Genomic DNA, 5,612 nt, shown 5'->3' on the forward strand with positions numbered 1-5,612 from the left:
GAGATTCCAGGGCCGCCAGTTCCTCGATATTCTCCTCGATCAGGTCCGCCAGTCTATAGATCAGTCGACCACGATCCCGCGCATCCATTTTAGACCAGGGCCCCGATTCAAACGCCTTGCGGGCCGCTTTGACTGCCAGGTCAATGTCGGCGGCATCCCCTTCAGCCACTTCTGCGATGACCTCTTCCGTCGCGGGATTTATCGTGGAAAACGTTTTACCGCTGACGGCATCCACCCATTTCCCATCAATCAGCAGTTGAGTCTGTCGGATTTGCGGGCTACTGGCTACGGTATCAAGAATCTCTGTCGCCATGACTGAATCTCCTGAGAACAGGTTGAGCGTTTTAAATTCATCAGGACGTAACTAGATGTCCTGCGAAGACCGGATACGGCCTTCTCGAACATTCATTCTGATTAAATTGAATCAGGTTCTCAAGAGCGATGTTCTCATGCACTTAAAAAAGGCTGAGAACAGGCAGAAAAAGAGGCGATGGGAATGCAACTCAAGCCATGCGAGATTTTAACGCGCCGGTTGACAGTTCCTGTCGAAGCCCCACGGCTCACGGGATCGAGCAGAAGAGAGAGACGCTCAATCACAGCGTTCCCGCTCTAAATAGCCCGCAGGATTGCGGCAGCACTCTGGCCAAAGGCCGTGCGGCTGACGGACATGGCGGTGTTCTTGGTCAACGGTCGGACTTCCCCGTGAATGATATCCAGATTACACAGGGGATCTGGAGTTTCGTAATTCAATGTCGCAGGAGTCGCCCCATGTCGGAGTGAAAGAATACTTGCCGCCAGTTCCACAGCACCAGACCCAGCGTCAAAATGACCGAAGTAGCTCTTGAGAGCAGTAATCGGAATTTTGATCGCGTCATCACCGAACAGTCGATGATAGGCACGTGCTTCAACCTGGTCATCAATTTTCGTACTCTTGCCATGGGCGTTAATATGACCAAGCTGGTGAGGCATCAGGTTGGCTTGACGCATGGCGGATTCGACGGCACGCACCAGACCAGTGTCCGTTTCCTGATCGCTGTTGTTCAGGGATTTACCGTCGCATCCAGCTCCCAATCCAATGACTTCGGCATAAATTTCTGCGCCACGGCGAACGGCGTGATCGTAGTTTTCAACCACAAAAGCAGCCGCTCCCTCGCCCAGAATGGTACCATTACGAAAACGGTCGAAGGGACGACAGGCCCGTTTGGGGTCTTCATCCCGGGACAGCAGGTCAATCAGATTTTTGCGGGACAGATCCACGGGATTGATATTCGAAGTGCAGGCTCCAACGACCATACAGTCGACGGCACCACGCTTAATCCACCGCATTGCTTCTGCTAACGCGAGCAACGCAGAGGAATCCTGGCTGGTAATGGTGTTGTTGGGGCCTTGAGCATTGTGTTCGATCGAAATATGACAGGCCGGCATATTCGGTAGCTGACGAAGCATCCACAATGGAGTAATCTGCCCCATGGTGTCTTCACCCCAGCGGGTGACTTCGAAAGAATTGTCTTCTGCACACCGTTTGACAGCAGCCACCAGCTCATCGGGAGTCGTGGGGATGTGTCCTGCACCAAAGGATACGCCAAACCGTTCCGGATCAACTACACCAGGCTTGATACCGGCATTCTTAACTGCGTCAGAAGCGGCTGAAACACCCAGTTGGATGTCGCGCGACATGACTTTCAGAAATTTTTTGTTGTAAACATGTAATTCCGGATGGAAATCTTTGACTTCCGCTGCGAGCTTGGACGGAAGATTCTCAGTGGGAATTGATGTGAGACGCCCAATCCCCGAATTACCTGCACATATATTCTTCCAAAAAGTATCGATGCCGATACCAATGGGAGAAACAATTCCAATACCAGAAATTACTACGCGTGTCTGATTTGACCCAGCCATCTTAGCCTGACCCTCAATCTCCTACAGTGAAACAGCACTAATCCATTACCAGTACCGTTGAAACTATAGTTGTAAGATCTTTGAAACCCTCAGCTTAACACATCTGTGCTCAGTACTCTGGGAGTCACTTTTTCAGCTTCTATGAGTTCCATCTCTACTTATCTATATCGGAAAAAGACCACCTGAAAGCTGAGAGCGATCTCAAACCCTGAAAATAAAACACATAAACTCTAATGATTAAACAAGTTGTAGAACAACTAACGTTTAGCGGACCAGATGCTTCCGGGACAAGAAATTGTTCCGGACTGAGTCCGCAGAGCTTCAGGAAGGTGCTTTAAAAGCAGGGTGTGGTGAGAGTTAAACTCCCGTATTCAGGTTGGAAATCCTTTTCGCAGGTTCGAGTGAGATCAGTTCAGATCTACTAACATAATTGAGGTCCCCTTCAACTATATCTAGTATCTGAGTGATACCAATCGAAGTGTATTACACACTTTGCGGTTCAGTTTGTCAAGCGTTTTTCCAGAAAAGCTGATTTCTCTGATACTTCCGGGTTAAAGTCGCTGAATAGCCTGACCGTCAGACTCTGGGCAGTTTCAGGCATCTTTGATTTCAAAAACGGCCTCAATCTCAACCGCCACACCCGTAGGTAATGCCGCAAATCCGAGAGCACTGCGGGCATGATAGCCATCCCCGGTTTTGCCATACAGTTCATGAAACAGATCCGAGGCACCATTAATGACCAGATGCTGATCTGTGAAATCCGGAGTTGAGTTCACACAGCCCAGCAGTTTCACGACCTTCAAACCATCCAGGGTGCCATGCTCATCGCGTACCGAGCGGAGAATCTTGATCGCACAGTCGCGGGCCGCTGCCTGGCCTTCTTCTACAGAGACATTTTCTCCCAGTCGACCTTTCTGGTCACTGACATGTCCCGATGTCAGCAGTTGATTACCACTGCGAATACACAGATTCAGGTAGCCGGGTTCAATCGGTTCAAAGACCAGACCTAACTCAGCTGCTTTTTGCTCAACAGACATACTCGACTCCTTCAGATACAGACAGTTTCTCAAACAACCAGACGGTGATTCTGTTTCCCGTGACAACAGCCTGACAGCAACCACTTAAAGTGACTGCATTATCGCTGATAATGATCGCTGAAAATGCCTCTGCCAGCGGGGACAGAGCCAATGTAGAAGGATCGTCAGAAGATTACAATCCTGGGGCATTACGTAAAAAACTGAAACTCACCTGAAGGAGCGAACGCATTCTGAAAATGTCGTATTTCCGGTTGCGACTGCTCTGCACTCCAGACAATCGAGATCACATCAAACCGCGCCGGCTGAGAAAGCAGTTGCTGTTTTTTAAGAAAAATGCCTGCCAGACGGGTCAGCTGTTTCTGCTTCTGCAAAGTCACCGCTTCAAAGGGCTGGCCTTTTGCATCACTCTTACGGGTTTTGACTTCGATAAATACAACCGTCTCACCATCCAGGGCAATCACATCGATTTCCCCCTGCTCCGTGCGGTATTGACGGGCAATAATCGAATACCCCAGCTGCTTCAGAAAGCGAACCGCAGCGCGTTCGCCTTTGTCTCCCAGTAATCGACTGAGCCATTTACCAGCCATACGCGAATACCGTCAACCAGCATGGGGTGAAGTTGCCTCTGTCGCATCACGCACCGGACAGCTGATCAGGAGCACTGAAACAGATCCAGTGCTCCTGCTGCATCTTCGATGTTACTCTGCGTCTGTGTTTTTGACTTTGGCACGACGTTCGACCAGTCGAGTTGCCTTACCAACGCGGTCACGCAGGTAGTACAACTTGGCGCGTCGCACACGGCCGTGTCGTTTGATTTCCAGCTTGGCGATTTTGGGGGAATTCACGGGAAAAATTCGCTCGACCCCTTCACCGGCAACGATGCGACGAACCGTAAAGTTTTCGCGTGTTCCACCGCCACGACGGGCGATAATCACACCACTGAAAATCTGGATGCGCTCTTTGTCACCTTCCTGGATTCGTGTATGCACATCAACGGTGTCGCCGATTTCAAACTGAAGTGGCTCTTCGCGAAGGCTGGACGCTTCTACTTTTTTCAATAATTCCTGCATGACTCAAAGTCCTCTTGGCACATTCTCTGTCGTCCCGACAAGGACGCCTGCAATGCACAGTTTTTAATATCTGGTTTAAGTTGAATTTGATTCCGATTCAGTTAACAGATCACCGCGTCGTTCACGAGTTCGCAACAGACTCTGCTCATGACGCCAGCGGGCTATCTCCTGATGGTTTCCACTTAACAATACTTCCGGAACTTCCATTCCACGAAAGTTTTGAGGCCGCGTATACTGCGGATATTCCAGCAGCCCCGATTCAGAAAACGAATCGTATTTGGCACTGCTTTCATCGCCCAGTACTCCCGGAATTAACCGGATTACAGTCTCAATAATCAACATGGCCGGCACTTCCCCTCCATTGGTAATGAAGTCACCTGCCGATATTTCCATTGGCTCAAGACCAATGCGGATCCGTTCGTCGAACCCTTCGTATCTTCCACAAAGTAAAGTCAGTTGCCGTTCTTTCGATAATTCCTGCGCCAGACCTTGAGTCAATGTCCGCCCTTGGGGGGTTAACATGATCAGTTTACCCGGCTCAGGAACGACTTCCTGAACATGCTCTACACACTGAAAGACGGTGTCACAGCCAATCAGCATACCCGGCCCGCCGCCATAAGGGCGGTCGTCTACCGAGGCGTGTCTGTCTGTGGCCCAGTCTCGAAAATTCCAACGTTGAATCTCTACCAGTTGATTCTGGATGGCCCGTTTGAGCAGGCCCTGTTCCAGGTAACTGTCAAACAGTTCGGGAAACAATGTCAGAATATCAAATCGCATAATGCTCTCTCAGAGCGAAACTGTTTTAAAACGCGCCGGAAGCTTACCCTTCTGAAGGGGTTTCTTCAGCAGCAGTTTCTTCTGATCCGGCTTCAGTTGCTTCTGCAGATGCTTCTTCCGGTTCCGGCTCGGGAGCAGGTTCTTTCGGAGCAGTCAGAGGAGCAGGAGCAGCCGCTGTACCAAATTTGTTTTTCTTGACCTTCTTGATGAGTGTCGCCACGTTTTCCGAAGGCTTGGCACCGACAGACATCCAGTAGTCGACGCGTTCCATGTTGATTTCGACGCGCTTTGACTTGTCGACCACAGAAGTGTCGTAGGTTCCGATTTCTTCAATTGCTTCACCATCACGCTGCTTGCGTGAATCCATTACACAAATACGATAGAAGGGGCGATGCTTACGTCCCATTCTTTTCATACGAATACGAACTGCCACTAATTTCTCCTTTAGGAAACAAACTCTTATCTTATGGAAGATACAAAATTCAGCGATAGACGCTCAGTCAAAAACAGCAAAGACCGTCAGTCCGACTAACGGTTTTTCTTTCGCTGCTTTTTCTTGTCTTTACGTTCTTTTTTCTTTTTCTCTCGCAGCTTCAGTGGATCGCCGCCACGTTTACTGCGTTCTTTTTTCTTGCCCATGCCCCCCATCGGATCCATCATGGCTCCTGAGGAAAGTTCTCGCATGGCTTTCATCTTGTCACGCATTCCCATGCCGGCCATTTTCTGCATCATGCCCGCCATGTTGTTGAAATCTTTAACCAGCCGACTGATATCAGAAGGATCCGCGCCACTTCCCAATGCAATCCGGCGGCGGCGACTGTGATCGATC

General features: G+C 49.8%; 7 protein-coding genes and 1 pseudogene. All 8 read right to left on the bottom strand.

The genetic code is table 11. From position 1 onward, the window contains the following. Nucleotides 1-313: aldehyde dehydrogenase family protein (locus AACZ40_RS27900; RefSeq protein WP_339676833.1), on the bottom strand; the 313-nt coding region annotated here is incomplete at its 3' end. A gap of 296 nt (nucleotides 314-609) precedes the next feature. After that, nucleotides 610-1,899 carry a beta-ketoacyl-[acyl-carrier-protein] synthase family protein gene (locus AACZ40_RS27905; RefSeq protein ID WP_291168962.1) on the bottom strand — a complete coding sequence of 430 codons (1,290 nt, stop codon included), beginning with the start codon at nucleotides 1,897-1,899 and terminating at the stop codon, nucleotides 610-612. A gap of 593 nt (nucleotides 1,900-2,492) precedes the next feature. Continuing rightward, the gene (locus tag AACZ40_RS27910) at nucleotides 2,493-2,936 is read right to left on the bottom strand and encodes a RidA family protein (protein WP_291168965.1); all 444 of its coding nucleotides are present in this window, start codon (nucleotides 2,934-2,936) and stop codon (nucleotides 2,493-2,495) included. A gap of 188 nt (nucleotides 2,937-3,124) precedes the next feature. Continuing rightward, on the bottom strand, nucleotides 3,125-3,523 hold the full coding sequence (locus tag AACZ40_RS27915; protein ID WP_291168968.1) for a YraN family protein: 399 nt from the start codon (nucleotides 3,521-3,523) through the stop codon (nucleotides 3,125-3,127). A 111-nt stretch (nucleotides 3,524-3,634) separates the two neighbouring features. Then, nucleotides 3,635-4,006 carry a 50S ribosomal protein L19 gene (rplS, locus tag AACZ40_RS27920; RefSeq protein ID WP_002643662.1) on the bottom strand — a complete coding sequence of 124 codons (372 nt, stop codon included), beginning with the start codon at nucleotides 4,004-4,006 and terminating at the stop codon, nucleotides 3,635-3,637. 75 nt (nucleotides 4,007-4,081) lie between these two features. Then, a complete protein-coding gene (gene trmD / locus AACZ40_RS27925; RefSeq protein ID WP_291168975.1) occupies nucleotides 4,082-4,783 on the bottom strand; it encodes a tRNA (guanosine(37)-N1)-methyltransferase TrmD in 702 nt (233 codons plus the stop codon). Between the two features lie 43 nt (nucleotides 4,784-4,826). After that, entirely contained in the window at nucleotides 4,827-5,216 is a 390-nt protein-coding gene (rpsP, locus tag AACZ40_RS27930) for a 30S ribosomal protein S16 (protein ID WP_339676837.1), read from the bottom strand. 95 nt (nucleotides 5,217-5,311) lie between these two features. Next, a pseudogene (locus AACZ40_RS27935) lies at nucleotides 5,312-5,612 on the bottom strand (signal recognition particle protein); the annotation flags it as partial.

The organism is uncultured Gimesia sp., assembly GCF_963972345.1.
Classification (GTDB): Bacteria; Planctomycetota; Planctomycetia; order Planctomycetales; family Planctomycetaceae; genus Gimesia.